Raw genomic sequence first — 24,809 nt, 5'->3', positions numbered from 1 at the left:
CGGGCCAGTGGCTTTAGGCCAATGCCCGCTGCAACACGCTCCATGCGGTAGCCCAGTCGATCCGCTCCTGCTCCAAACGAACGTTTTGCCCCCAGCGCTGCTGCTTGAGATCCCGATAGAGTTGCTGCTCTTGCTCTGTCAGGAGTGTCAGTTCCGTTGCCGGATGCTGCGCCGATTCATCCACCCACAGCGTCTTGTGTTGCAGCAAGGTGTCTTCGTCCATGAGCACGGACTGCAACGCTGGAATGTATGTACGGGCGCGATGCAGGATGGCAAATCCATGGGTGTCCAAATCACCCCAATAGATGCACTTTGCGCGGGCAAGCCAAGGGAAACGGGCCAACACGTCGACGTTATAGCCAAGACGCATGAACACGACAGCGCCCGGCATGTCGGACATTGCCAGTCCCGTTTGAAGGTTCTCGACAATAAACACATGTGAGACCGGTAAATTGAGACCCGCCAGGTCTTCCACTGGTGCAGTGATGTCACCCACGCCACCGACCCTGGCTCGCAACGCCTGATCCAGTACCCGCATTCGCACAAGGAGTGGAGGTGCTTTCAGTCCGCAGCGCTGGTAGAAATCCAGGTCGCTGGATGAATCCTCTTGTATTGCGGCCACCAGATCCGTCAGCAGTCCTTTGCGCCCATCGAGCCATTTGCTATCCAGCCCGGACACCGGCAGCTGGCGGGGGTAGAGGTCGGATTGTGGATGGTTCGCTATCCAGTCCAGCATCTCTGCAAGCCGACGAAAATCGGCATCGCCGTAGTCCGCCAGGACATCAAAGTACCTTGGCAACGGCTGCGCCAGTACCGGCCAGCGAGCGGTGAGTGTCCGGTAGCGAGATTGAGCACGCTCCCATCGCGCGGAATCACCAATCCACATGGCAACATCCTCTGGGCCGCCCAACGCTAGCTTCTCCGGTAGTCGCTGAACGCCAAGCGCTTTCCACCTGCGCTCACACCAGGACAAGGAGCCGACTCCTTGCCAACCTTGCCATGCGCTCACCCAAGCACGAACGCCGTCGACCTGCCTTAGCGCAGCCTGTTCCGTCGGTATGCCGAGCGGAACTTCCAGCGGCCATTGATCCTCGCCCGCATCACCAATCAACCACTCGCGGTGCTTGCTTTGAAAGCGACGGGCAAGAAACTGCCGAACATCTTCAGGAAGCTTCAACGCTAGCCTCCTCTCGTGCATGCTCTGGCAGTTTCAGCCGCTGACGATCACCGTCGTACTCAATCAGCAGGACGCCTGACACGCGCCGATCGCTGATATCCACGAAGCAGGCGCCACCGATGAATGGCTCAAGGGTCATGACCGACTTCAGCGGTGTAGCGACCACCATCTGGAATCCGAAATTGGTAAAGATATTCATCGCCAAAGCGGTGAACTCGTTATCTGCCTTGTCGAAAGCTTCATCCAGCACGACAGGCGCATACATCGGCACGCCGTGGTCGTTCCCGCCCAGTTGATATCGCAGGGCTGCGGCCAAGCACGTGGTGGCCAGCTTCTGCCGTTGGCCGCCGGACTTGCCTGCTCCGCTGCGATAGATCTCGATTTCGACACCGCTTTCATCGATTTCCCGTCCGATGAACTCAACATGCTGTCGAACATCGAGCACAGTCTCACGCCAGCGCTTTTGCTCGGGGTCCTGACTGGCGAGTCGATCAACAAGTCGTCGCAAGGCCAGGAACCGCGCCTCGGCAAACTCGCGATCCTCCGTCCATGCATGGCTCAGTGCCTGCTGGATCTCCTGCTTGAATTCCTTGACGTCGACAAGCTGCCGGTCACTGGCGTCGATGTGGAGATAGGTACGTTGATTGGCGCTCTGGTTGAAGGGCACCTGACCAAGACTGTCGTTGACCAGATCCATCCGTTCCAGGATCGCCTTACGCGCATCGTTCAGGTAGGTGGAAAGCGCCGCCAGATTCTGGTGGCTTTGGTTCTGCAGCAATTCAAAGAATCGCTGCTCATAGGCGGGCAGCCCATCCGTCTCCAGTCGAACCAGTTTGGCGAAGAAGTCTGGAGCGCTGGCAAGGCTCGTGTCCATGTCGCCCGCGTCCATCGGCCATTGCCGTTTGAAGTCGGCAAAGCGCGCTTCTACTTCCTTCTCGCATGCACCAATCCCACGGTTGACCTCTTCGACCTCCGCATTGAGTGCGCGTTCTACAGACGTTGTCACCTTGTCGAGGTTGTCGAGTCGGACTGCATCTGACTGCTTGGCGAAGCGCTCGTCGAGACCCGAAACCTGATGGGGCGTCAATGGAACGATAGACGCGTCCTGCAAGAGGGATTCCAGTTTATGGGTGCTGGTCTTGATCTGGTCAACAATCGAGTCGTGCGCACGCGTTGCCTGGCGAAGATCCTTGTCAGCATCGTCGACGAGCTTCTTCTGCTTCTCGATCTGCTCACTGATTTGCAGCAGGGTGGTGTTCCCCTCGCGCGCTTCGCGGATCTGCCGCTCGATGGTGGAGATGCGATCCAGCAATGGGATCACATCTATTTCCTGCCACTGGAGATTCACCAGAGTCTGGCACTGCATCGCTCGGGCCGCACGATTCTTGTCCTGGTCGGAGAGCTTGTCGATCTCCCCGCCGAGGCGCGAAATGGTGGCACCCAGCTCCTGCGCCTGAGCTTGAAAGAGTCCGAGCTTCTCGCGGTTATCGAATCCGAGCACCCAGTTTCGTCGGTCGCCGACACTTCTGCGGTCGTCTTTCTCATGCCGGGTTTTGCTGTGCTTGACCTGACCCTCACGGGTAATGGCGCGATCAGCACTCCTGAACGACTGAATGGAATCGACGCACGCGTAATCAAAGCGTTGCCGCAGCTCGGCCTGGAGCCAATCGGCATACGTCCCCTCCTTGACGTTCAGCTTGAGGACGAGCGAATTGGCCCCGATGGGCTTGGCCTGCCAGGTCTCCGGGCGGCCAGTCCGGTAATACACCAAGCGCTGCCCAAGATGGGTGGTGTTGATGTGATTGGCCAATGCCGAATACTGGCGTTCGTCTACCAGGAGCGAGAGCGCAAACCCGTGCAATACGCGCTCTATGGCCCCCTGCCATTCAGCCTCGTCGGGCTTCACCTCGATGAGTTCCCCAACGAATGGCAGCGCGGACTCAGAGATCCCGATGGCAGCGGCAATGTTTCGGCGCATTTCCAGCATGTCGGCTGGAATGTTCGATGGCTGGCGCTGAAGTGCCTGTACCTCCTTCAGTGCTTGCGAAAATGCTGCCTCAGCGTCCCTTTTTTCACCGGCCAGGCGGAACTGTTCTTCGCGGTTCGCGTTGCTGCGCTGCTCCCAGTTTTCGACTTCCTGCCGCGCGTTGCCCAAAAGTTCTGCGAAGGCTTGAGGCGAATCCGGGAGACTCCACTCCAGCTTCTTGCATGCATCTTCGGCCTGACCGCGTTTGCGCAGACGATCTGTGCGCTGGCCTTCCAGCCCTGATTTCTCGGCCTCCCATTGCTCGATCTGATCACCGCCTGCCTCACGGTGCTGACGCTCCAGATCGCGCAAGATTGCGGCGTGGTTATCCAGGGTGCTTTGACGCCGCCCCACTTCACCCTCTGAGCCATTGGCTTGCACCTCTAGGGATGCCACGTGCTCCTTGAGGAGCTCAATGCGTCGGGTTTCCCGATAGCCATCAACGCCAAGCCGAAGCTCATCCAAGCCATTGCGCTGCAGCATCAACGAATCCCTGCGCTGATATTGCTCCCGCGCTGGCGCGAGCGTTTGAACCTGCTCGCGAGCCGTGACGACCGCCTGGTGGGCCGCATTGAGTTCGCCAAATTCACTGACCAAGCGATCCGCCACCTCGAAGGTCTCGGGCTTGTCGAGCATGAAGTCGCGCAGGAAGGTATTGAGGTCGCCGAGGTTTTTGGCCGACTGGGTTTTGTGCAGCAAACGCAGCGCCATTTCGCTCTCGATGCCGAGCAGACGACAAAACCGTTCGCAATAGGGACGAAATTCGTCGCGGGCAAACGCCTCGGGGAAAGACTGTTTGAGCTTTCGGATGTCGAAGTTGGATTGGCCGAAGTCCTCCAGTTCGCGCAGGTCAAAGGCCCGTTCCATGACAAGGTAGTGGCGTTTGACGTCGGCGCTGCCGTTCGCATTGCCCCGCAGCCAGAACACCTGAACCAGCACCACAGACTGACCCAACGCATTTTGGTAGGTCAGCGCCAAGGCAGACCAGGTCGTCCCCGCGCGCAGGTAGCGGGTTGCGATCTCTCCCGACTCCCCATCCTTCTGTTCAGCCCACGCGCCACGTATGTAGGTGACGAGGTTGCGGTCACGGCCACTGCGGTCCGCCTCGCGCGCAGCCGCGTTGAAATCGATCCATCGAGGTGGTGTCAGCAACGCCGAAAATGCATCGAGCAGCGTCGACTTCCCAGCGCCGGATCGACCCACAAACAGAAAGCCTCGTTCGCTGATCGGCACGTCGTGCAGGCCGGAGAAAGTACCCCAGTTGTAAACCTGCAGGCGAGTCATTCGGAACTGCTCGCGGGCAAACAAGGAGGCGGTTTGGGGTTCCGAGATCATTGGTCGGCCTCCTCATCAGCATCAGTCTGAACCAGCTGCGCTGGCGCCTCTCCGGCCGCCATGCGCTGATACAGCTGCGTCAGTGCTTGTATTTCCTCTGCCGAGAACAGGAGTTTCAGCGTCGGCGAAATCTCGAAGCGATCCTCGCTCGAGCGAATTTTCTGCAGGATGCTGTGCTTCTTGATCTTCTCAATGGAGGCGTGAACCCGTTTCACGAACCCTGCACGGTCGGTGTTGGCGGCGCGCTCATAGAGGGAGAGAAACTCCGTGATCTCGTCTGTCGACACCACGGCACGGTCGCCCTGCGAGTCCGCCTGGGTCAATCGCTGGCGAAGGTGTAGCAGCAGAATGGAGTCAATGAACGTCAGCTGGGCGCGGCGCAACAGGAGAGGCACCTCAAGATCGCCGGTATCTGCCTGGCGCGTGAACGCCACTTGTACGTCTCGGTCGATAACCAGTTCGAGAAACAGCTCGGCAAGACGCCGACGGATCACCGCTTCGTCTCGTACCAAGATCGGCCAGAGTTTTGGATGCCGACGTCCGTCGAGCGATGGCCCTGCCAGCAGCTGCACCAGGGCGCGCCGGGTATCCAGTGGCAACTCGCCGCTGTCGCCCAGGAACAGGGTGTTGGCGGGTGCTGGAGCAGCATCGGGTGCTTGTGCCTCGGCTGGCATTGCCGCTTCGTCGTTCTCAGACCAGTTCATTGGCCCGCTCCCTCAAAAAGAAGATCTTTGGAATTCGGGCGCTACGACGCTCGTCGTCGCCTCCAACCCAGCCTACGGTTTCACTGTGGTCGGCCTTGAACCCATGCCGACTGCCCAACGCCAGCAGGCCGACGACGCTGCCCAGCCCCTGTGCAGCAGGGAACTGCTCCAGCACGTCGGCAATCGATGCCTGGGAGCGTTGATCCAGGACTACCAGCACGTTGGCCTTCAGGGTTCGGAAGTCGATTTCCGACTGTGCGACCAGTTCGCTCACAGACTCAAGATCGATGGGCGGCGCGTCTCCTTCTGCCATCTGCCCAGGCAATGCTTGCAGGGATGGGTCGTGCAGCACCCATTGAGACAAGGAGCGCAACCGACTGCTCGTGAGTTCCAGCGTGTACTGGAGGGCGTCAGTGGCCCTGACTTCATCCTTCAGGCTCAGTGCTGCGCGCTGAGCGTCTTTCAGCAGGTGATTGAGTCGGCGTTGCTCGAGGTATTCACGACTCTGGACGAAGTGCTTCAGACTGCGCGCGAAGGTCTGGAGCACCTCGTGAACCATGCCGCCCTGCTCAAGAAGGGTGCGCGTCAGCCGCAGAAGGAATCGTCGCTCCTTGGCTTCGAGCTGCCCCACGAATTCCCGCGACATCACGCTATCAAGCGCCTGATCAAGCGTGGCCGCCTGCTCCGGGTCCGTAAGCAATCGCCAGAAAGCGGAGAAAGTCCTTCCGGCGTCGCTCTCTGAAATCAGGTCGATTCCGGCGAACAGCGAATCCAGCACATCTCCACGATTGCCATCGTTGTCCATGATGCGTTCACGGAGATCTCGATTGAGCTGGTCGAACTGATCGCGGACACGGCGGAAATCACCGGCCAGATCGTCGGCCAGCGTGATGATCTCCCGCGTTCGCTCGAGCGCCGTTGTATGGGGCAGCACGCGCATCTGCCCCTTCTGGATGGCGTCAATCTCTTTATCTATACGGGCTTGCTCGGCCATCAGCTGGTCGATGCGGCGGAACTTGTCGGTGTCGGTGTCCTCGGCAAGTCGGGCCAAGGCCTCGATGACGAGCGTCAGACGACTTTCGGTCGCGGCGGAATGCGGTTGCGCCAGGCCAGAGACAAACCGAATGGCTTCGACGGCTGCCGTGGAGAGTTCATATTCCTCTTCGGAAGCGCCAGCCGGGAAGCGTCGCTCCAGGTACCCGTCGGCGAGCCAGCTGGCGACATACGCCTGTGCCGTTTGGGGAAAGTCTTCGCCTTGGGCGCGCAGCTCTTCCAGATCCCTTGCGATGCGTTCGTGAAAAATGGAGGCAGGGAGGCTTCGCTCGCCCTCATACAGATGGGACTGAAGCAGGCCAATGACGGTAGGCCCGGTAGTCGAGGCAAGCAGACGCCATAGCGGCTGCGCCCGCATGCGCCGGTAGGTCGCGATGGCTTTGTCTGCTTTCACTCCCATGCTCCAAAGTGCGGGCATCGCCCGTCATGTGGTCATCACAATGCAACGCATACAAGAATCAAAAACATTGCATTGCCACATTCTAGAGCAGCTTATATACTTCACGCAATAACCCGCACAAGCATTCGTTAACCCGATAGAGCACTCAGGAATGCCCAAAGACCAACTTGCAGAACTAACCCAGCCTCAGCGCGACCGGCTCGCGTTCATTGAGCTGCGTGTGCGCTTCGTGGGGGATATCCGTCGGCAGGACTTGGTTGCGCGGTTTGGCATCCAGTCCGCAGCGGCAACCCGGGATTTGGCGCTCTATAAGGAGTTGTCTCCGGGCAATATCGACTATGACCCCAAAGGCAAGGCCTACGTCTTGGGGCCAGACTTCCGGCCCGTGTTCGACTATCCCCCCGAGCGGGTGATGTCGTGGCTGACACAAGGCTTTGGTGACGGCGAGCCGGTGCGACTCAAGGCGTGGGTGGCCAGCGAAAGCCCCTCACGACTTACGCACCCAGATATGGATGTGTTGGCGAGTGTGACTCGAGCGATCCACCAGGAATGCGCTCTCGCTGTCGACTATTACTCGATCTCAAGTGGCAAGTCCGAGAGAGAGATTGTTCCGTTCGCATTGATCGACAACGGCCTGCGCTGGCATGTCCGCGCCTTCGACCGGAAGTCCCAGGAGTTCCGGGATTTCGTCATCACCCGGATCAAGAACCCTGTCGTGCTAAAGGGGCTGCCAGTTGCAGCCCATGAGATGAGCGACCAAGACATTCAGTGGACTCGGATCGTCGAACTGGAGTTGGTGCCGCACCCAGACCAGCCCCGGCCGGAGATCACCGAAATGGATTACGACATGCGCGACGGCGTGCTACGGATGAAGCTGCGCGCTGCCACCGCTGGATACATCTTGCGCAAGTGGAGTGTGGACTGTTCCCCAGATCACAGTCTGCGCGGCCATGAGTACCGACTTTGGTTGAAAGACCACCTTGCCATTTACGGTGTGCGCAATGCTGTTTTGGCGCCGGGTTACCGCTCCCCTGATCAACAACGGATCGAAGCTGATGCCGACTGAATAACAGGACTGACTTCAACGTGAACGAAGAGAACAAACACAACAAAAAGCTGGAGCGACTCGGGTTCAGTTATGAGCGCGGCGGCGTCCATACCGCCCGGACAATGATGCTCGCCGAGCTGCGCGCCCTGCTGTCTTTTGTGGACGTAGCCGACGCGGCCAGGGCCGACTACCTGGAGGCCATCCAGACTGCCAATTGCCTGGGCAAGCGCTCGGGCAAAACGCGGACGCTGACCTTCCGGCACCTGGCTGACCTCTACGCGCTCGATCCGAGCTTGTTGGTGTTCCGTGCCCTGCGTTTCTTCTGGCAACGCGATGTGGATGGACAGCCGTTATTGGCAGCGCTGTGCGCCTACTCGCGTGACCCCCTGCTTCGGGCCACGGCTTCCTTTGTCTTGGGCTTCCAGGAAGGAGCCACCGTCACCCGTGAGGCGATGGAAGAGTTCATCGATGCGCAAGAGCCGGGGCGCTTCAGCAAGGCCACGCTCAAGTCCACAGCACAGAACATCAATTCGTCCTGGACTCAGGCGGGTCACCTGGCTGGCCGCGTTCGCAAAGTGCGGGCCCGTGCTGTGGCGACGCCAGGCTCGGTCTCGTTGGCGCTGCTTCTAGGCTACGTCAGCGGTCTGCGCGGCGAGTCGCTGCTCAAGAGTGACTTCACTCGAATGCTCGACTGTTCATTTGAAAAAACGATCGAGTTGGCCGAGGACGCATCACGCCGGGGCTGGATCTCACTCAAGCGCGTCGGCCAGGTGGTCGAAGTGCTTTTCCCGAACTTGATCACTGCGCAGGAAATGGAGTGGCTCCGTGAGCAGAATTAAGCGATTGACCCAGTCTTACAGCAAGTATGTGGCTGTGCCATGGCGCGATGACGCCGCCGCCGCCCAGCGGGTGATTTTCTGCGTGTACCACGAAACGGAAGAGCTGCGCTTGCGTGCCAAGGTCGATGAGTTTGAGATCGCGACTCGCGCGGCGGGCCATGACTGGGTTGTGTTCGACCTGACCGACTCCTTCCCGAACTGGCTTGCGTCCCAGCGCTACGCCAAGAGCTATTTCCAAAAGCCCAATCTTCTGTCGACGCTGTTGCCCAAGTACCTCGGCTACATCGAGGCCGAGTTCGATGCCTTCTTACAAGACAAAAATGTCAGCGACGACTTCGTCGTGGCGCTGCAGGGTGTCGGTTCACTGTTCGGTTTCCTGAAGGTCAAGGAAGTTGTGGACAAGCTCGCCCCCAAGGTAAAGGGCCGCTTGCTGGTGTTTTTTCCCGGCAGCTACGAAGACAACAACTACCGCTTGCTGGATGGGTACGACGGCTGGAACTACCTCGCCGTGCCGATTACCGCCGACAAAGAATTCTGATTAAGGGACCAATTCATGACAACAGCCATGCTAAATCGCGACATCTACCAAAAGGACCCGTCGACCCGCAAATTGGTCAACGAGGGCGTTGCCAGCGTCAACGACGAAAAGACCAACCAGGCGCTGTCCGTACTGCGGTACGAGCTCGAGACCTTCGTCTGCGATGGCCAGTACGAAAAGGGTCTGGAGCACATCCTTGACGTCTACCTGAAGAACATCGAACAGGCCGAGCAGCCAGCCGTGTGGGTCAGCGGCTTCTATGGCTCAGGTAAATCGCATTTGGTCAAGATGCTGCGGTCCCTTTGGGTGGATAGCCAGTTTGACGATGGTGCCACCGCGCGCGGTATTGCCAACCTGCCTCAGGGCGTCAGCGACTACCTGAAAGAACTCAGCACCCAGGCCAAGCGACACGGTGGGCTGCACGCGGCGTCTGGCACCTTGGGCTCCAGCTCGCGCGACAAGTCCGTCCGCATGGCTCTACTTGGCATCCTCTTCAAGTCTGTTGGCCTGCCCGAGCAGTACCCGGTGGCGCGCTTTGTCATGTGGCTTCAGCATGAAGGCATCTACGAAGCCGTTCGCAGCCATGTTGAAAAGAGCGGCTTCGACTGGAACGAAGAACTCGACAACTTTTACGTGGCCGAGGGGCTGCACGAAGCCCTGGTCAAGGCAAAGCCTAACCTGTTCACGTCGCCAGCATCCTGCGTCGAGACCTTGAACAACCTTTACCCCTATGTGCAGGACGTCTCCAGCGGTGACATGCTCAAAGCTATTCGCCAGGCGCTAACCCGCGACGGCAAGTTCCCCCTCACCCTGGTGGTACTCGACGAGGTACAGCAGTACATCGGCGAGGACAGCCAACGCTCTATCGACGTGCAGGAGGTGGTCGAGGCTTGCTGCAAGAACATCGGCGCCAAGATGCTCTTCATCGGCACCGGTCAAACCGCAGTCACCGGCACATCCAACCTCAAGAAGCTCGAAGGCCGTTTCACCGTGCGCGTTGAGCTGTCCGACGCCGACGTCGATGCCGTTATCCGTCAGGTCATTCTGGCCAAGAAGCCCGAGGCCAAGGCGCCGGTCGAAAAGGTCATGCAAACCAACCTGGGCGAGATTTCACGTCACCTGGCCGGCACCACCATCGGCCACCGCCCCGACGACATCCAGTTCTTCCCGCAGGATTACCCAATCCTGCCGGTGCGCCGTCGTTTCTGGGAAAACACCTTGCGCGTGCTGGACCAAACCGGCACCGACAGCCAGCTGCGTAATCAGCTCTCGATGATTCACAAGGTCATTCAGACCAATGTGGAGGCGCCGGTCGGAAGCGTTGTGCCAGCGGACTACCTCTACTTCGACGCAGCCGACAAGCTGCTGCAGTCCCGCATCCTGCCGCGCAAGGTTCATGAGAAGACCATGGTCTGGTCCAAGGGAACCGATGACCAGCGCCTGATGGCACGGTCCTGCGGCCTGGTCTTCCTCATCAACAAGCTGGCCAGTAGTAACAACGAGATCGGTATCCGCGCCACGGTCGACACGCTGGCCGATCTGCTAGTGGAAGATCTCACCCAAGGCTCCAGCGCGCTGCGCAGCAAGCTCCCCGGGCTGCTCGACAAGTGCGAGCTGCTGATGAAGGTGGGTGACGAGTACCGCATCCAGACCGAGGAAAGCGCCGCCTGGAACGACGAATTCCTTAGCCAGCGCAACAGCCTGGCCAACGAAGCCCACCGGGTGGATGCAGAGCGCGACGATCGCATCCGCAAGAAGTTCGGCGAGATGGTACGCAAACTCTCGCTGACCCAGGGCACGTCCAAAGTCACGCGCGACATCTTCCCAGTGTTCGATGCGCAGTTGCCTGCCGACGCCAACGAGAAGGTTTGCGTTTGGGTGCGTGACGGCTGGAGCATTGACGAGAATTCGGTGCGTGCCGACGCACGTCAGGCGGGCAACCAGTCGCCCACCGTGTTCGTGTTCATCCCCAAGCGCTCGGCCGATGACCTACGCCACTACCTGATCGACTTCAAGGCCGCCAGCGCCACGCTGGACAAACGCGGCGTGCCTAACACCGCCGAGGGCACCGAGGCCCGCTCGGCGATGGAGACCACGAAGCAAACCGCTGAAGGCAAGATTCGCGAACTGCTGCAAGAGGCTTTCTCCGGCGCCCGTGTGTTCCAAGGCGGCGGCAACGAAATCCTGGGTACCGACCTGCAGAACATGACGCTGGAAGCCGCTACCAACGCGCTGCAACGCCTCTACCCGCAATTCCATATTGCCGACCATGCTGGTTGGGAAAACGTTTTGAAGAAAGCCCAAAACGGCGCGCCAGACGCCCTAAAGAGCGTGGGCGATGACGGTGAGCCCGCCAAGAACCCGGTGTGCAAAGCCATCCTGGCTTTCATTGCCGGCGGCAAGAAAGGCATCGATATTCGCAAGAACTTCGAAGGTGCCACCTACGGCTGGCCGGGCGACGCCGTCGACGGTGGCTTGCAGGTGCTGCTGGTGGCCGGTCTGATCCGCGCCCAGGACGAAAAGGGTCAGACCATCGACCCGAAAGACCTGGAACGCAAGATCATCGGCAAGACCATGTTTAAGGTCGAATCGGCCACCGTTTCGGCAGCTCAGCGCATCCAGATTCGTAAGGTGCTACAGAAGGTTGGTCTCAGCGCTAAGCAAGGCGAAGAGCTGGCCTACGTGCCGCAGTTTTTGGTCAGCGCACAAGAACTGGCCAACCGCGCCGGGGGCGAGGCCCCGCGTCCGGTACGCCCTGAAACGAAGGCGCTGGAAGAAATCCGCCTCACCGCCGGCAACGAGCAGCTGTTGGCCCTCTACAACCAGCGCGACGAACTCAGCGACGCGATTGATGCTTGGACGGATCTGGCCGAGCGCATCGAGAAACGCCTGCCCGCCTGGAATACCCTCAAGCGCCTGCTCGCCCACGCTAATGGGTTGTCGGGCGCAGACGTATTGGTGGCGCAAGTCACGCACATCGAGCAGCAACGTCAGTTGCTGGAAGAACCCGATCCCGTCACGCCGCTGGTGGCCAGCCTCACCCAGCTACTGCGCAATGAGTTGAATCGCCTGCACGGCGAATACCAGACTCGCCACAAGAACGGCATGGCGCGCCTGGACGCCGACACCAACTGGAAGCAGCTGGAGCCTGAGCAGCGCAACAGCCTGTTGGCAGCCCAGAAGCTCACTCTCACCGACGCCCCCAAGGTGCAGGTGGCCAACACCGACGAAGTGCTGGCCACGGTGGATCGACTGTCGCTGTCGTCGTTCGCCGACCGTGTCGCCGCCATCGATTCGCGCTTCGACGCCGTGCTAGTGGCAGCCGCCGAGCTGATGGAGCCCAAGGCGCAGTTCGTCAAGCTGCCCAGCCGCACCATCAAGTCAGAGGCGGAGATCGACGCCTGGCTGAACGATGCCCGACAAACCATAGCGCAGGCCCTGAAAAACGGCCCGGTCGTTCTTCATTGAGGTCTGAATACGCATGATGCAAGCTCTGGATAAAGACCTGCGCAGCGCGCTGGAAAAAACGGTTAAAGCAGCCCGCACGGTCGCTGAAGCTGCTGCGCACGCGGCGGTGGACCAACTGGGCGTCGGCCACGACAAGCCGGAAACGTTTCTAAGCGATGACGAGAAGGCGTTGCGCAACCGCCTGCGCACCCACGGTAAGCAGCTTGGTGACGCCCGCGACTCGAAGAGCACCAACCCGACTTATGGCAAGCAAGAGCTGCGGCACCTGGTACAAGAAGTAGCCTACCAGCACTGGCACCGCATGCTGTTTGCGCGCTTCCTCGCAGACAACAACCTGCTGATGTACGACGGCGTGGCCGTCACCATCGAAGAGTGCGATGAGCTGGCTCCGGACGAAGGCGCCAAGAGCGGCTGGGAGCTGGCCGGCAAGCTGGCCGCCCGCATGCTGCCGCAGGTGTTCAAGCCCGGCTCGCCGGTGTTCGAGTTGACCTTTGCGCCCGAGCACCAAAGCGAGCTGGAGCGTTTGCTCAAGGACCTGCCCGATGCTTTATTCAAGGCCAGCGACAGCCTGGGCTGGGTGTACCAGTTCTGGCAGGCCGACAATAAGGAGCGCATCAACAAGTCGGAAGTGAAGATCGGCGCCGACGAGTTACCCGCCGTCACCCAGCTCTTCACCGAGCCATACATGGTGTCCTTCTTGCTGCACAACTCGCTCGGCGCTTGGTGGGCCACCCGCCACCCTGGCAAGCCATGTCCGGTGAACCTCGACTACTTCCGCACCCTGGAAGACGGCACCCCGGCCGCAGGCAAGTTCGAGGGCTGGCCCGACTCGCTGGCCGACTTCAAGCTGCTCGACCCGTGCTGTGGTTCGGGTCACTTCCTCGTGGCCGCCTTCCTGATGCTGGTGCCGATGCGCATGGCGGCGGAGGACCTTAGCGCCAAGGAGGCGGTCAATCGCGTGCTGGCCGAGAACATCCATGGCTTGGAACTGGACCCGCGCTGTGTGGAGATCGCCGTGTTCGCGGTGGCACTGGAAGCCTGGCGCTATCCGGATGCATCCGGCAAGCCGCTTGGAGTGCGGGAGATTCCGCCGCCCAAGATCGCTTGTTGCGGCCTTAAGGTCGCGGCAAAGGCGCAGGACTGGGAGGCGCTGGTGCCAGATGAAGCACCCAATGCGGAGTACGTCAGGCAGGAGTTGCGACAGCTCCACGCGAGCTTCGCCCGGGCGCCACTGCTGGGTAGTTTGCTTGATCCCTCGCGCAGTCTGAAGAACGACTTGGCGACCTCAAGCCATGAGACTCTCACTTCGCTGTTGGATAGAGCGTTGGCGACCGAACGACCGACCGGCTCGACCAGTGACCTTCACGAACGTTGGGAGTTGGCTCTTGGCGCACAAGGCCTTCTGGAATCAGCTCGGTTATTGAGCGCCAAATATCACCTCGTAGCTACAAACGTTCCCTACAGAAGTAGCAATGATCTCGACCCGGCAATCAACGAGTATTTCATCAAGAATTACCCAGAAGCACGAACCGCGATTGAGACCGTATTTCTGCTCAGATGCCTGGAGCTGTGCACCGATGGGGGAACATCCTGTCTCGTCCTGCCACAAGATTGGCTATTCAAGACCTCCTATGAGGAAATGCGAAAGGGGTTGCTCACTGAAAAGGTTTGGGGATTCATTGCTCTCCTGGGGCCAAAAGCTTTCCAGACGCCAATGTGGGACTTCAATGTCCAGATGCTGATCGTAAGCAACCCTTCCAAGGATGGGGGCGCGGCGAATATCGCATCAAATCAAATATGCGGCATTGACGTTAGCTCATTTAGGAGTTCAGAAGAAAAGTCTCTGCGAGTGCAAACCCAGGAAGTTCAGCGCGTATCGCAGACTGAGCAATTAAAGAATCCAGATACTCGCGTGTCACTTCAGACGCTGGCGGCTGGAACATTGCTAGGCAAGTTCGCCAAATCTGTACAAGGAATTAAATCTGGGGATGACGGGCGCGTAAGCAGGCTCTTCTGGGAAATGGCTAAGCTAAAGCCGGACTGGACCTACTATCAGAGCACTGTGCCAAATTCTGAACAATTCGGTGGCCTTGAAGGTGTGATCTTCTGGGGTGACGACGGTCAAGGTCTCGCTAGGCGGCAAGGCAATAGAGCCTGGGGCATCAAAGGGCTGGCTGTAAGTCAGATGGCATCTCTGCCGAGTGCCATCTACTTAGGCGAGAAGTTTGATAGCAATATGACCGCAATCGTGCCGATCAATGAGGATCATTTTCTTCCTCTGCTTGCATACGGACTTTCTGGCGAACTCTCCAAGGAAGTTCGCAAGATCGATGCATCCTTAAAGCCAACTAATGGCTCTTTTGAGAAGATCCCATTTGACCTGAAGCATTGGCAATCCATTGCGAGAGATCAATTTAGGAGCGGGGCGCCAAAGCCTTATTCGAACAATCCGACGCAGTGGATTTTTCACGGTCACCCGAAGTCAGCAACCGATCCACTGCAAGTGGCTGTTGCCCGATTGCTCGGTTATCAATGGCCATCTGAAATTGATGCAAAGATGGAGTTGTCAGATGAGGCGCGTACGTGGATTGCTGGCAGCAAATCACTTACGAGTCATGCAGATAAGGACGGCATCGTCTGCATTCCGCCAGTAGGTCACGAAGCATCAGCAAGTGATCGACTACTGAATCTGCTGGCCGATGCCTACGGCACTGACTGGAGCAACGACGTGCTGGCACAGCTGCTGACTGCCGCCGACCACGCCGGCAAGTCGCTCGAAACCTGGCTGCGCGACAAGTTCTTCACCCAGCACTGCGCACTGTTTGGCAATCGCCCGTTTGTGTGGCACATCTGGGACGGCCTGCGCGATGGCTTTGCCGCCTTGGTCAACTACCACAAGCTTGACTATAAGACGCTTGAAGCCCTGATCTACACCTACCTGGGTGATTGGATCAGCCGCCAGAAGCGCGATGCTGGGAGCGGCGTCGACGGAGCTCAGGAAAAGTTGGCGGCGGCTGAGGCACTGAAGAAGCGCCTGGAGTTAATCCTGGCCGGTGAGGCGCCCTACGACATCTTTGTGCGCTGGAAGCCCATCGAGCAGCAGCCCATTGGCTGGGACCCCGATCTCAACGATGGTGTGCGCCTCAACATCCGCCCCTTCCTCTCTGTTCCGGATGTCGGAAAAAAAGGTGCCGGTGTTCTGCGAGACAAGCCAAAGAGTCTGCATTGGGAAAAGGACCGTGGCAGCGACGTGCCCTCTGCGCCTTGGTATGAGCTCGGCCTGCAATACGGCGGCAAGGTTGGTGACCGCATCAATGACCACCACTTGAGCCTTGAGGAAAAACAGAAGGCGCGGGAGAAGGCCAAGTGATCAAGTCGGTCAATAACTATCCAGTTTCGCAGCTCTTCGACATCGAAGCAGGCGTGGTTTATGCGATTCCGCGCTACCAGCGTGAGTACACCTGGAGCAAGGCTCAGTGGGAGTCGCTGTTTGATGACGTCGAAGAGAACGACCCCGGGTACTTCCTGGGCTCGATCATCTGCATCAACCAGACTACTGACACCTTGGCGGTGCAGCGGCTGGAAGTGGTAGACGGCCAGCAGCGGCTGACGACGCTGTCGCTGCTCTTCGCTGCGTTATACCAGTCGCTGAAACTGCACGAAAAAGACTTGGATGACGACCAGCGCGTGGAGCTGATCAACCTCAAGCGCAAGCTCGTGCTGAAGAAGGGAGACGACCAGTTGCGCGTCATCCCGCAAATTCAGAACAACAACCAGAACGACTACCGTGCCGTCTTGTCCGACGTGGGCGTGATCAGCCCCTTCGATACGCCAGCCTATGCGGGCAACCGCAAGATGTTCCGCGCCTTTCGCTACTTCCAGGGGCGTATCGAAGAGATGGTGGACGGCGAGAACGATCGCCTGGCGTCGATCATGGCCTTCCTCGACAAGGTGAGCCAGGCATGCCTGGTGAAGATCGAGGTCGCCAGCCACGCCGATGCCTACACGCTGTTCGAGTCGCTCAATAACCGGGGCATGCCGCTCACGGCCATCGACCTGATCAAGAACAAGCTGCTGGCGCGGCTGGAGACCACCGAGCCCGGCAAGGTGGACCACTACTTCGACGTTTGGAACAAGCTGCTGGGGTATCTGGGCGACGACTATAGCGTCCAGGAGCGCTTCTTCCGGCACTATTACAACGCGTTCAAGGACCCACTGAACGTTCCGTTCCGCAAGGACGAGGACAAGAAGAAGGACCCCCTGGGCCCAGTGGCCACAAGGTCCAACCTGATCCAGATCTACGAGAAGCTGATCAACCAGGACGCCAAGCACCATCTGCAGGCCATTCGCTCCGCAGGCCAGCTGTATGCGCTGATGCTGGCGCGTAACACTGACGAAGCCTGGGCTCCGCTGGATAAGCCGCTGAAGGACTTGGACCGAATTCAGGGCGCTCCGTCGTATCTGTTGATGCTGTACCTGCTGGTGCGTCGTGAAGCACTGGGCATCGACGTAGCGCAACTGGAAGAGATTGCGCGGCTGCTGGTCTGCTTCTTCGTTCGACGCAATCTCACCGACACACCGCCCACCCGCGATCTGACGCGCCTGTTCATGGCCATCATCGACAAGGTGGCTGCACTGTCAGGCGATGCCGTGGTAACCAATATCCGCGACGAGCTACTGGCGGTATCGGCCAGCGACGAGACTTTCCGCAGCAAGCTGGAAGGCGCCATCTACGAGGAGAACGCCGGGGTTACGCGGTTCGTGCTGTGCGCCTTGGCCGAGCAGAGCATGACCAAGGAGACCTGGGTCGATCTGTGGAAGTACGAAGGCAAGCTGTTCGTGTGGACCATCGAACACATCTTCCCACAGGGCGACAACATCCCCGCGTCGTGGGTGAAGATGATCGCGGGCGGAGACGAGAAGAAGGCGAAAGCCATTCAGGAAACGCATGTCCACAAGCTGGGCAACCTGACGATTTCCGGCTTCAACAGCGCGCTGGGCAACAAGAGCTTCAAGGATAAGCGCGACCGCACCGACAGCAAGGGCCGTGAGGTCGGCTACAAGAACGGGCTCAAGCTGAACGCCGAATTGGCGACGGCCGAGGCATGGAGCATCGAGCAGATCGATGTGCGGACCACGACGCTGGTGGATCAGGTGATGGGGCTCTTCGCCATGACGGAGGGCCAGCAATGCGCGTGATCGAACATCTGGTCAAGACCCTGCGCGACTCGGCGATCTTCAACCCTGAAGTCCAAGTTGCGCCATCGTGCATCTTGTGGCCCGACAAGGACCGCCAGTGGGAGGCAGTGATCCCTCGCCTGCAGAGCGAGCTGGCGGAACTGTTGGTGCTGGGCGACTACGCGCCCGAGAGCCGTACGGGACCGGCCATCTGGCTGCGCTGCGTGATTGCGGGCAAGGCGCCCGATGTCACTTTGCCAGCCGACCGCGTGCCGGTGTTCTACCTTCCTGGCGTGAGCCGCCAGGATCTGCGGGCGATCGAAGATTGCCCGGACCTCTTGAAGCCCTTGGCCGAGCTGCAGTATCGGGGCGTGATCTGGTCGCAGGCGAACGCCAAGGACTGGACCATCATGGCCTTCCTGAAGTCCGACCAAGGCGGCATGGGTCTGGACGTGGCCCAGGACAACGACGCCAAGAACGCCATGCAACTGGCTCTGTACCGGCTTCTGGATGAAGAACTGGAGCTGTTGAAGGGCAAGCGGCTGGACAAAGACTACTTCAACACCCTGCTGACTGGCGGCGACCCGGTGCGCGACCTGCTGCAGTGGCTGGACCTGGGCGACGCGTTCCAGACCACGCGCGGCGCCAACGAGTGGAAGGCCTTTGTCGAGGTCTGCAAGTCACAGCTGGCGTTCAACCCCCAGGCCGACGGCGTTCTGGCGGGTGCCAGCAAGCTGGCGACACGCGAGGGGCCTTGGCATTCGGTGTGGGAACGCTACAGCGAAGCGCCAAAGCGTTACCCCAACATCCCGAGTCGAATCCGCCAGTGCAAGCCTCCGATTTTTGATCTCTTCGTCACGACTGAGTCTGCTGGTGGCTGGCCACAATGGAACGAGGAACAGGAACAAGCGCTCCAGCGTGACTTGCTCGCCTTCAGCCATATGCCGGCGCACGATGCGAGGAAGCGGGTGCTGGAATTGGAGAAGACCCATTCGCCGCGCCGTGAGCTGGTGTGGGCTGAGTTGGGTGAATCGCCGCTGGCGCTGGCCGCCAAGCACCTAGCATTGGTTGCGGAAGTGACCAAGACGGCGTTGGCGGCCGGCTCAGTTGCGGACTTGCAGGCCGGTTATGCCACGCAGGGCTGGCGCGCCGACGATGCGATTCTGTTGGCGCTGGCGTGCGTAGACAAAGTGGCGGACGTTGATGCGGTGACGGCTGCAGTGCGGGCGATCTATCTGCCCTGGCTGGAGGAGTCCGCACGCTACCTGCAGAAACAGGTCGATGGATCGAGCTACCCCGGAGGAACGATCGCAAGTGCCAAGGTCTTCGCCGCCGCCAAGGGTGAATGCGTGCTTTTCGTGGATGGCCTGCGATTTGACGCGGCCCGCCGTCTCTCGGCGACCCTGGAGGCGCGCGGCTGCCTGGTGGCAGAGAACATCGGCTGGACGGCATTGCCCAGCGTGACCGCGACAGGCAAAGCGGCTGCTTCACCAGTAAGGACCAAGATCAGCGGCACCGACGACTGCGACGACTTTGAGCCATGCGTCGCCGCCACTGGCCAGTCGCTCAAGGGCGGCTACCACTTGAAGAAGCTGCTGAACGATAACCACTGGAAAGTGCTGGACCGCACTGAGAATGGTGACGGCCAGGGTAACGCGTGGTGCGAATTTGGCGACATCGACAACGAGGGACATGCGCGGGGCTGGAAACTTGCCAAGCACATAGACGCGCTTCTCGCAGAGATTGCAGAACGCATCGCCACCTTGTTGGCTGCAGGCTGGAACAGCGTTAGGGTGGTGACTGACCACGGCTGGCTACTTATGCCGGGCAAGTTACCCACGATCCAAATGTCCAAGGACCTCACTGACAACAAATGGGGACGCTGCGCCTCAATCAAACCTGGCGCTTCCACCAGTGAGCGTTTGTACCCTTGGTTTTGGAACCCCAATCAGCAGTTCGCCCTGGCGGACGGTGTGAGCTGCTATGGCAAATCGGTGGATTACAACCACGGCGGATTGAGTTTGCAGGAGTGTCTGACGCTGGAGTTGATGGTGACCCGAAGCGGGAGCGCTTCAGGCAAACAGGTAGTCGAGGTCACCGACATCGCCTGGAAGGGTTTGCGCTGCACGGTAGCTGTGGATGGCCAGTACGCGAATTTGTCCCTGGATATTCGCACCCAGGCTGGCGACCCGGCGTCCAGCGTGGTCGTGAGCGTGAAGTCGCTCAAGGACAACGGCACCGCATCGGTGGTTGTTGAGAACGAAGAACTGCAAGGCCGCGCGGCGTTTTTGGTCCTGCTCAGCGCATCGGGCGAGCTGGTGGCCGAGGCAAACACCGTGATTGGCGGAGGATGATGAATGATTGAATTGGATCAGATAGACAAGAAAGCCGCCTCGCTACTCGACGGGTATCTGGTCCGGAAAGACTTGGTCCGCACCTTTAGTCGGCAATTTCCGGTACCCACATACGTGGTCGAGTTCATGCTCGGGAGGTATTGCGCCAGTACGGATCAGGAAGAGATTGACGAAGGGCTAGAGATTGTTCAACGCCAGCTCAAGTCCCGCACGGTGCGGGCCGGCGAGGAGGAACTGTTCAAGGCCAAGGCTCTGGAGACTGGCGAGGTAAAGATCATTGACCTCGTGACGGCGCGCGTCGACAACAAGGGCGAGTACGTTGCAAGTTTGCCGAGCCTGCGGCTGACGGATGTGAGGATCAGCAGCGAGCTGGTGAACCAACACGAACGCATGCTGACGGGGGGCTTCTATGCCGAGCTGGGCGTGACGTTTGATGTGGCAATCGCGCAGGAAGCCAAGGGGCGTCCGTTTGGGATCACCTCCCTGCGGGAGATTCAGCTATCGAAACGCGACGTGCTGGAGACACTGTCCAAGGCACGCGCCGAATTCACGAGCGAGGAGTGGAAGTCGTTGCTGCTCCGGTCCATTGGGATTGAACCCGCTGGTTTGAACGAGCGGCAGAAGAATGCGCTGCTGCTGCGCATGGTGCCGTTCGTCGAGCGCAACTACAACCTGGTTGAACTCGGGCCTCGCGGCACCGGTAAGAGCCATCTGTTCCAGCAGGTCTCGCCCTACGCTCACCTTGTATCAGGCGGCAAAGCTACCGTTGCCAAGATGTTCGTGGAGAACACGGCCAGAGGTCGTAGGGGCTTGGTTTGCCAATACGACGTGGTCTGCTTCGATGAGGTGTCGGGCATCTCCTTCGACCAGAAGGATGGCGTGAACATCATGAAGGGCTACATGGAGTCCGGTGAGTTCAGTCGAGGCAAAGAGAGCATTCGCGCCGATGGCAGCATCGTGATGGTAGGCAATTTCGACGTCGATGTAGAGCACCAGCAGCGCATCGGCCACCTCTTTGGGCCGATGCCGCCAGAAATGCGGGACGACACCGCCTTCATGGACCGCATCCACGCATTCCTACCGGGTTGGGACGTGCCCAAGATCAACAAGGACTTGGTGACCAACCACTTCGGCTTGGTCAGCGACTTTCTGTCCGAGTGCTGGAGCCAGCTTCGCAATCAGAGCCGCGTGAGCGAATTGCAAAACCGCGTATTCTTTGGCGGTGCCTTGTCTGGCCGCGATACGAATGCGATCAACAAGACTGTCAGCGGTTTGCTCAAACTGCTGTACCCGAGCGCAGATGTCCCGGTACCCGAGGAAGATCTGGAGTGGGCCGTTCGCATCGCGATGGAGGTTCGGCGCCGCGTAAAAGAGCAGCAAAAGCGTGTGGGCGCTGCCGAGTTTCGCAATACCCACTTCAGCTACATCATGGGCGCAGACGGGGTCGAAAAGTTCGTCTCTACGCCGGAGCTGCAAAGCGAAAACAGCATCGGCGGCGATCCGCTGGAGCCAGGTCAGGTCTGGACCATCAGCCCGGGCGGCGGTGAGGAAGGCTCCGGCCTCTACCGCATCGAGGTCAACGAAGGTCCTGGGTCCGGTGTGAAGGTGCTCAACAAGCCCATCCCACCTGCGTTCCGCGAGAGCATTGGTTTTGCCGAGCAGAACCTGTACGCCAGATCCATGCAGTTGGTCGGCGACAAAGATCCAAGACAGCACGAGTTCACAGTCCAGCTGCGGGCTTTTGATGCAGCAAAGTCCGGGGCGAAGCTGGGCGTGGCATCTCTGGTTGCCTTGTGCACGTCGCTCTTGAAGCGAAGCGTGCGGGGCGGCTTGATCATCGTTGGCGAGATAAACCTCGGAGGATCGATCGAACCTGTCCACAACGCGGTCACGATTGCCGAGATCGCGGTTGAGAAAGGTGCGACATCGCTGCTGATGCCGGTAGCTTGTCGGCGCCAGTTGGTCGACTTGTCCGACGACATGGCGACCAAGATCGACATCCAGTTCTACTCCGACGCCCGAGATGCGTTGTTGAAGGCCATGGCCGAGTGACACAAAAGGAAGAAGAACATGGCGCTTAACCTTGGCAAAGCAGTCGTTGACTACCTAACCGCCCACCCGGATGAGAAATTCTCCGCGCGGCAGATCGCCGAGTGGGTCTTCGCGACCTTCCCGCACGAGTGCAACGCCAAGAAGGCCAGCAGTCAGGCGTTGGAAACCGACGCAGACCTGTTACAGCAGTTGGTGGCGGAGATCGGCTCGCAGCGCCCACGTCTGCAGAAGAAGCACCCCAACCTGAAGACGACGGAAGGCCGTCCTCGTAAATACTACTTCTCCGAGAAATCGGACAGCGCTGAAGTTGCGGCGGTGGAGAGCGTTGGCGTCGCGGCTCCGGTTGGCAAGGACGACGCAAAGCTCGGGGAGCACGGCCTGTACCCTTTGCTGAGCAACTATCTCTGGGCCGAGTTCGGCGTGTACTCGAAACGCATCGATGAGAAGCGCTCGTCGAACAAGCGTGGGCCCAACGGCAACCGCTGGCTCTATCCGGATCTGGTCGGCATGGAGGACCTGGGGGCCGACTGGCACCAAGAGGTCAAGGATTGCGTCAATCAGTATTCGGACAAGCGCACCAAGCTGTGGTCATTCGAAGTGAAGCTGCTGATCAACCGGTCGAATGTCCGTGAGTGCTTCTTCCAGTCTGTTTCGAATTCCTCGTGGTCCAACTTCGGTTACCTGGTGGCTGCCGAGATCGAGGGCCAGGACACATTGAAAGAGCTGCGCATGCTGTTTGCGGCTCACGGCATTGGCCTGATCAAACTGGATGTTGAGAATCCATCTGAGAGTCAGGTTCTGATTCCCGCCAGGGAGCGCGGGGAAATCGATTGGGATACCGCCAACCGGCTGGCGACGGAGAACAAGGACTTTTTGGAGTACGTGAAGCTGGTCAAGCAGTTCTATCAGACCGGCGAGGCACGGCCCGCAGATTGGGACGTACCAAAGACAGAAGACTGATGCCTATTCGAGATGGCCGATCACGTCGAGGCGTTCATCGCCACGTTGAAACGCACCGAACCAGCCGTCGCGCGAGTCAGCGCGCGTGCGGCTCACCAGCAGAGTGAACCCCTCGCAGCCGCGCCCCTTGGCTGTGGCGAAGTCGGCGGTGTTGAATTTGGCCTCACGCGCCAGCGTCGTGGCCACCGACTTCATGGCCGACTCGAACAGATCGAGCAGGTTGTCTTGCAGGCTGGCGTCGATGTTGCGCGAGGTCACGTCGTCAATGACGGCGTGCTTGAATCGGTTACTCATGGTTGATACTCCGTGTTGGCATGGATGACATGAACGCGCTGTTCGGCGGCGAAGCCAAGCTCTTCTGCGCGGTTCGAAATCACCCGTTGCGTAGCAGCCAAGCGGCCTCAGCCTCTCGTCGCGTAACGAGTCCCGGTAACACTTTCCCGCCGCCATAGACCCACCGTCGCAGCTCCGTTGCTGCGGCAGCCCAGTCCCGCTGGTTGATGCGTCGTCGTAGCGTCGATGTCTGCAATCGCCCTGCGCCAAGGTTGAACGTGAAATCCACGATGGCCGCGAGCCTGCTCTCGGGTTCAGTGGCCAGCACCGGGCAGTAGCGCAGCGTGGCGGCGAGTGCCGATTGGAGGTCGCGGGCCAGATAGACCTCGGCTTCGGCCTCGGTGATCGGCGGGTGCTTGGGATCACAGAGGTGGCCGTAACCAATCGTCCAGAAACCTGCGGGGCAGATGTAGGGGACGGCGGCGATCTCGATTCCGCGCTTCACCTTGCGCTCGAACCCCTCGAAGCGCTTGGCTAGCTCGATGGCCGCACTCGGCACCTCGATCACGGCCGCACCCGGTCAAACACGCGCCCGAGGAACCAGAAGTTCAGCACCCCGGCCCATAGCGCCTGATCGGCTTCCGTCCAAGCGTGCAGGATGGCCGTTCCCCAGCCCGCGCCAGCAGTGACAGCAGCCGCGAATGCGGCGGTCTTGGCAGCGCAGTACAGCGCCATGAACCAGTAGGTGATGACGGGGCGCACGCTGCAAGACAAGGCATCGGCCCAGCGCACGCCGGTTTTCTCGCCCTGACTGCGAACGGCTTCGCGCAGGGTTTCGATGGCTCCGACGTTCCACGCGGCGTCGGCTCCCGCGCCGATTTCCGACATTCGTTGCGCACCGCGAATCTTCTCGAACTCCAGCGCTTTGTCCTGCATCGCCAGTTCGTGGCCACGCTCGCCCTTGCGGTCGAGCCACTTGAGGATTTCGGGCGCGAGACGGAAGGCCCCTCCGAGGAGACCACCCAGCAAGGTCTCGATCATTGCGTACCTCCCATCAGTTTCAACTTGATGGCAGCACCGACCAGCAGTGCGGCCAGAAGGCCAGTCGTCAGCACCCGGATGAAGGTCTGCCACGCCGTATGGCGCGCCTCGCGCCACGCTTCGATCAGGTCGCGCAGATCGCGGATGTCGCGCGCGGCATGGCCATTTTCCAGACCGAGGTGCGAGAGGACGCGCTCGGCGCCGCGTTCGGCGGCATGGTTGAGCAGTTCCTCGAAATCTTCCTTGCGCAACAGCATCATGTTTTCGGTCAGGGCGGCAGGTTTTTCCGGATCGGTCATGGCGGATCTCCAGATATAAAAAAGGCCGTCGGAGGGACGGCCTCGGGTTGAATTGGTTGAGAGG

17 protein-coding genes are annotated in these 24,809 nt (G+C 59.7%); 9 read left to right on the top strand and 8 right to left on the bottom strand.

All coding sequences use genetic code 11. From position 1 onward, the window contains the following. Positions 1 to 13 precede the first annotated feature (13 nt). The 4 genes from ED236_RS08440 to ED236_RS08425 are packed head-to-tail and all read right to left on the bottom strand — an operon-like array spanning position 14 to position 6,695. Positions 14 to 1,177 carry a Wadjet anti-phage system protein JetD domain-containing protein gene (locus ED236_RS08440; protein WP_193726083.1) on the bottom strand — a complete coding sequence of 388 codons (1,164 nt, stop codon included), beginning with the start codon at positions 1,175 to 1,177 and terminating at the stop codon, positions 14 to 16. Beyond that, complete coding sequence (locus ED236_RS08435; protein WP_123237536.1) at positions 1,164 to 4,538, bottom strand: ATP-binding protein; 3,375 nt, start codon at positions 4,536 to 4,538, stop codon at positions 1,164 to 1,166. Before ED236_RS08435 ends, ED236_RS08440 begins: the two co-directional genes overlap by 14 nt. Further along, complete coding sequence (locus ED236_RS08430) at positions 4,535 to 5,242, bottom strand: DUF4194 domain-containing protein (RefSeq protein WP_123237535.1); 708 nt, start codon at positions 5,240 to 5,242, stop codon at positions 4,535 to 4,537. Before ED236_RS08430 ends, ED236_RS08435 begins: the two co-directional genes overlap by 4 nt. Continuing rightward, positions 5,229 to 6,695: a DUF3375 domain-containing protein gene (locus ED236_RS08425; protein WP_240032098.1), complete on the bottom strand. Its 1,467-nt coding sequence runs from the start codon at positions 6,693 to 6,695 to the stop codon at positions 5,229 to 5,231. The genes ED236_RS08430 and ED236_RS08425 overlap by 14 nt, the downstream gene beginning before the upstream one ends. A 151-nt stretch (positions 6,696 to 6,846) precedes the next feature. Here ED236_RS08425 and ED236_RS08420 point away from each other — a divergent pair, with 151 nt between their 5' ends. Genes ED236_RS08420 through ED236_RS12655 form a run of 9 tightly spaced genes read left to right on the top strand, consistent with a single transcriptional unit; the run spans position 6,847 to position 23,132 of the window. Continuing rightward, positions 6,847 to 7,761, top strand: a complete 915-nt coding sequence (locus ED236_RS08420; protein ID WP_123237534.1) for a WYL domain-containing transcriptional regulator — start codon at positions 6,847 to 6,849, stop codon at positions 7,759 to 7,761. Positions 7,762 to 7,781: 20 nt separating this feature from the next. Next, complete coding sequence (locus ED236_RS08415; RefSeq protein ID WP_123237533.1) at positions 7,782 to 8,582, top strand: hypothetical protein; 801 nt, start codon at positions 7,782 to 7,784, stop codon at positions 8,580 to 8,582. Further along, a complete protein-coding gene (locus tag ED236_RS08410) occupies positions 8,569 to 9,120 on the top strand; it encodes a BREX protein BrxB domain-containing protein (protein WP_123237532.1) in 552 nt (183 codons plus the stop codon). Before ED236_RS08415 ends, ED236_RS08410 begins: the two co-directional genes overlap by 14 nt. Positions 9,121 to 9,135: 15 nt before the next feature. After that, complete coding sequence (gene brxC / locus ED236_RS08405) at positions 9,136 to 12,588, top strand: BREX system P-loop protein BrxC (RefSeq protein WP_205125664.1); 3,453 nt, start codon at positions 9,136 to 9,138, stop codon at positions 12,586 to 12,588. A 13-nt stretch (positions 12,589 to 12,601) separates the two neighbouring features. Beyond that, entirely contained in the window at positions 12,602 to 15,958 is a 3,357-nt protein-coding gene (locus ED236_RS08400; protein ID WP_123237530.1) for an N-6 DNA methylase, read from the top strand. After that, the gene (locus ED236_RS08395; RefSeq protein WP_123237529.1) at positions 15,955 to 17,787 is read left to right on the top strand and encodes a DUF262 domain-containing protein; all 1,833 of its coding nucleotides are present in this window, start codon (positions 15,955 to 15,957) and stop codon (positions 17,785 to 17,787) included. The genes ED236_RS08400 and ED236_RS08395 overlap by 4 nt, the downstream gene beginning before the upstream one ends. Beyond that, positions 17,778 to 20,120: a BREX-1 system phosphatase PglZ type B gene (pglZ, locus tag ED236_RS08390; RefSeq protein WP_123237528.1), complete on the top strand. Its 2,343-nt coding sequence runs from the start codon at positions 17,778 to 17,780 to the stop codon at positions 20,118 to 20,120. Before ED236_RS08395 ends, pglZ begins: the two co-directional genes overlap by 10 nt. A gap of 3 nt (positions 20,121 to 20,123) precedes the next feature. Beyond that, positions 20,124 to 22,172, top strand: coding sequence for a BREX system Lon protease-like protein BrxL (gene brxL, locus ED236_RS08385; RefSeq protein ID WP_123237527.1), 2,049 nt, complete (start codon positions 20,124 to 20,126; stop codon positions 22,170 to 22,172). A gap of 18 nt (positions 22,173 to 22,190) precedes the next feature. Further along, complete coding sequence (locus tag ED236_RS12655) at positions 22,191 to 23,132, top strand: COG2958 family protein (protein WP_123237526.1); 942 nt, start codon at positions 22,191 to 22,193, stop codon at positions 23,130 to 23,132. A gap of 3 nt (positions 23,133 to 23,135) precedes the next feature. Here ED236_RS12655 and ED236_RS08375 read toward each other — a convergent pair whose 3' ends face one another. From ED236_RS08375 to ED236_RS08360, 4 genes are all read right to left on the bottom strand, one after another. After that, positions 23,136 to 23,426, bottom strand: coding sequence for a hypothetical protein (locus tag ED236_RS08375; protein ID WP_123237525.1), 291 nt, complete (start codon positions 23,424 to 23,426; stop codon positions 23,136 to 23,138). A gap of 79 nt (positions 23,427 to 23,505) precedes the next feature. Further along, positions 23,506 to 23,973, bottom strand: a complete 468-nt coding sequence (locus tag ED236_RS08370; RefSeq protein WP_123237524.1) for a lysozyme — start codon at positions 23,971 to 23,973, stop codon at positions 23,506 to 23,508. Then, entirely contained in the window at positions 23,970 to 24,446 is a 477-nt protein-coding gene (locus ED236_RS08365) for a hypothetical protein (protein ID WP_123237523.1), read from the bottom strand. Before ED236_RS08365 ends, ED236_RS08370 begins: the two co-directional genes overlap by 4 nt. Next, on the bottom strand, positions 24,443 to 24,745 hold the full coding sequence (locus ED236_RS08360) for a DUF6127 family protein (protein WP_123237522.1): 303 nt from the start codon (positions 24,743 to 24,745) through the stop codon (positions 24,443 to 24,445). Before ED236_RS08360 ends, ED236_RS08365 begins: the two co-directional genes overlap by 4 nt. Positions 24,746 to 24,809: the final 64 nt, after the last annotated feature.

The sequence above is a fragment of the Pseudomethylobacillus aquaticus genome (genome assembly GCF_003730115.1).
GTDB lineage: Bacteria > Pseudomonadota > Gammaproteobacteria > Burkholderiales > Methylophilaceae > Pseudomethylobacillus > Pseudomethylobacillus aquaticus.
This window is presented reverse-complemented; position numbering and strand designations above follow the sequence as displayed.

Bases quoted from the DNA above. Each gene is read 5' to 3' on its own strand.
- ED236_RS08435 (WP_123237536.1), bottom strand. From the start codon at position 4,538: ATGATCTCGGAACCCCAAACCGCCTCCTTGTTTGCCCGCGAGCAGTTC.
- ED236_RS08430 (WP_123237535.1), bottom strand. From the start codon at position 5,242: ATGAACTGGTCTGAGAACGACGAAGCGGCAATGCCAGCCGAGGCACAA.
- ED236_RS08425 (WP_240032098.1), bottom strand. From the start codon at position 6,695: ATGGGAGTGAAAGCAGACAAAGCCATCGCGACCTACCGGCGCATGCGG.
- ED236_RS08420 (WP_123237534.1), top strand. From the start codon at position 6,847: ATGCCCAAAGACCAACTTGCAGAACTAACCCAGCCTCAGCGCGACCGG.
- brxC (WP_205125664.1), top strand. From the start codon at position 9,136: ATGACAACAGCCATGCTAAATCGCGACATCTACCAAAAGGACCCGTCG.
- ED236_RS08400 (WP_123237530.1), top strand. From the start codon at position 12,602: ATGATGCAAGCTCTGGATAAAGACCTGCGCAGCGCGCTGGAAAAAACG.
- pglZ (WP_123237528.1), top strand. From the start codon at position 17,778: ATGCGCGTGATCGAACATCTGGTCAAGACCCTGCGCGACTCGGCGATC.
- brxL (WP_123237527.1), top strand. From the start codon at position 20,124: ATGATTGAATTGGATCAGATAGACAAGAAAGCCGCCTCGCTACTCGAC.
- ED236_RS12655 (WP_123237526.1), top strand. From the start codon at position 22,191: ATGGCGCTTAACCTTGGCAAAGCAGTCGTTGACTACCTAACCGCCCAC.
- ED236_RS08375 (WP_123237525.1), bottom strand. From the start codon at position 23,426: ATGAGTAACCGATTCAAGCACGCCGTCATTGACGACGTGACCTCGCGC.
- ED236_RS08365 (WP_123237523.1), bottom strand. From the start codon at position 24,446: ATGATCGAGACCTTGCTGGGTGGTCTCCTCGGAGGGGCCTTCCGTCTC.
- ED236_RS08360 (WP_123237522.1), bottom strand. From the start codon at position 24,745: ATGACCGATCCGGAAAAACCTGCCGCCCTGACCGAAAACATGATGCTG.